We start from the raw sequence: 1,652 nt of genomic DNA on the forward strand, positions 1-1,652 counted from the left end.
CATCGCGTGGGACAGGGGCGAATGGCGTGGGCACGCCCTCCGCCGCCGGAGCGGGCGCACCGGGGGGCGGCGGCGGCAAGAGCGGGGGGTGGGGCGGGGCCAGAGGTGCCGGATCGAGCGCGGGGAAATCGGCCGAGCCGATCTCGCCGTCTGGCCCGATGATCCGCCAGCGCCAGTCGGGGCGCAGCGTCATGACGCCGATCTGGTTGTCGATGCGGGCGCGGTCGATCGTGCCATCGTCACGCACGGCACTGGCCATCACGGCGATCTGCGCGTCGAGCCGCTGGTCCAGGCCTTCGGTTACGAAACGGGTAAGGATGCCGGCGATCGACCATGCCGCGATGACGAGCGCGGCCAGGGCGGCGATCGCCGACAGCGCCAGCATCCTGGCCCGCAAAGACTTGGGTTTCATGCCGCGATGCCGCTCGCCGTCAGGCGATAGCCCCGACCGCGCACGGTTTCGATCAGGCTGGCGCCGATCTTGCGCCGCAAACGCCCGATGATCACGTCGAGCGTATTGGAATCGACATCGGCATCGCCTTCATAGATGCGCTCGATCAGGTCGAGCCGCTCGACCACTGCTTCGCGCCGCATCATGAGTTGCGACAGCACGCGCCATTCGAACGCGGTCAGCTTGAGCGGAAGGCCATCCAGTTCGAACTGGCCGGTCTGGCTTTCGAACACCAGCGGGCCGCAGACCATCTGCGGGTTGGCATGCCCGGCCGCGCGCCGCACGATGGCGCGCAGGCGCATCATCAGCTCCTCGATGCGGAACGGCTTGGTGAGATAGTCGTCGGCGCCGGCCTTGTAGGCAGAGACCTTGTCGGCCCAGGCCTCGCGCGCGGTCAGGACGAGGACGGGCACGGTCTTGGCGCCCTTGCGCCATTCCGCCAGCACCGCCGCGCCGGTTTTGCCAGGCAGGCCAAGATCGAGGACCACCGCATCATAGGGTTCGGTCTCGCCCAGGTGCTGCGCGTCGATGCCGTTGTCGACCAGGTCGACTGCGCAGTTCTCGCCGCGCAGCTTGCGGGCAATCGCCTCGCCCAGGTCGGGATCGTCTTCAACAAGCAGGATGCGCATGGCCGCTCAATACCGCCGCAGGTTAAACCGAACATGAAACGCCAGCTTCAGGCTGCGTCGGAAGGGGCAGCATAGAACGGGGCCATCGACAACCCAAGGAGTTGAAAGATGGTCGATTGGAAAAATCCGGTTGGGCACATCCCACACCGTATGAAGCTGGCCAGCGGCGTGGCCGTGTTGCTGGCCCTGGGCGGCGCCGCGGGGGCGGGGGCAGTTGCCTATACCCGTCCGCCGGTGGAAATGGCGCCGACCGTGCCAACCGCGATTGCCCAGGTGCCGCAGCGCAGCGGGATCACCACGGTGAAGGGCAAGGTCGCCGAGGTCTATGGTGATCGTTTCGTTCTGCAGGATGGCACGGGCCGTTTGCTGGTCGATGTCGGCCGCGATGGGGCGGGCCAGGTCCGCTCTGGCAATGCGCTGATGGTGCAGGGCCGGTATGATAATGGCCAATTGCGCGCCTCGTACCTGGTCGATCCACAGGGTGGCGTAACCCAAGTCGGTGCGCCGCCTCCGCCTCCGCCTCCGCCGCCTCCGCCGCGTGGCCCCGGCCGTGATGCGCCGCCGCCCCCGCC

At 67.9% G+C, this 1,652-nt stretch carries 1 protein-coding gene and 2 pseudogenes; 1 reads left to right on the forward strand and 2 read right to left on the reverse strand.

The window, feature by feature from the left end:
• Both H926_RS35040 and H926_RS0119965 read right to left on the reverse strand, forming a co-directional pair.
• Positions 1 to 412, reverse strand: a pseudogene (locus H926_RS35040) (ATP-binding protein); the annotation flags it as partial.
• A complete protein-coding gene (locus H926_RS0119965; RefSeq protein WP_022677858.1) occupies positions 409 to 1,080 on the reverse strand; it encodes a response regulator transcription factor in 672 nt (223 codons plus the stop codon). The gene H926_RS0119965 and the pseudogene H926_RS35040, both read right to left, overlap by 4 nt.
• Positions 1,081 to 1,188: 108 nt before the next feature.
• On the opposite strand from H926_RS0119965, the pseudogene H926_RS0119970 reads away from it, so the two are divergent.
• Positions 1,189 to 1,652, forward strand: a pseudogene (locus H926_RS0119970) (hypothetical protein); the annotation flags it as partial.

This window comes from Novosphingobium sp. B-7 (assembly GCF_000410615.1).
Lineage (GTDB): Bacteria > Pseudomonadota > Alphaproteobacteria > Sphingomonadales > Sphingomonadaceae > Novosphingobium > Novosphingobium capsulatum.

What these genes read in the sequence shown, in the direction of transcription:
- H926_RS0119965 (WP_022677858.1), bottom strand. Translation starts at nt 1,080, where the DNA reads ATGCGCATCCTGCTTGTTGAAGACGATCCCGACCTGGGCGAGGCGATT.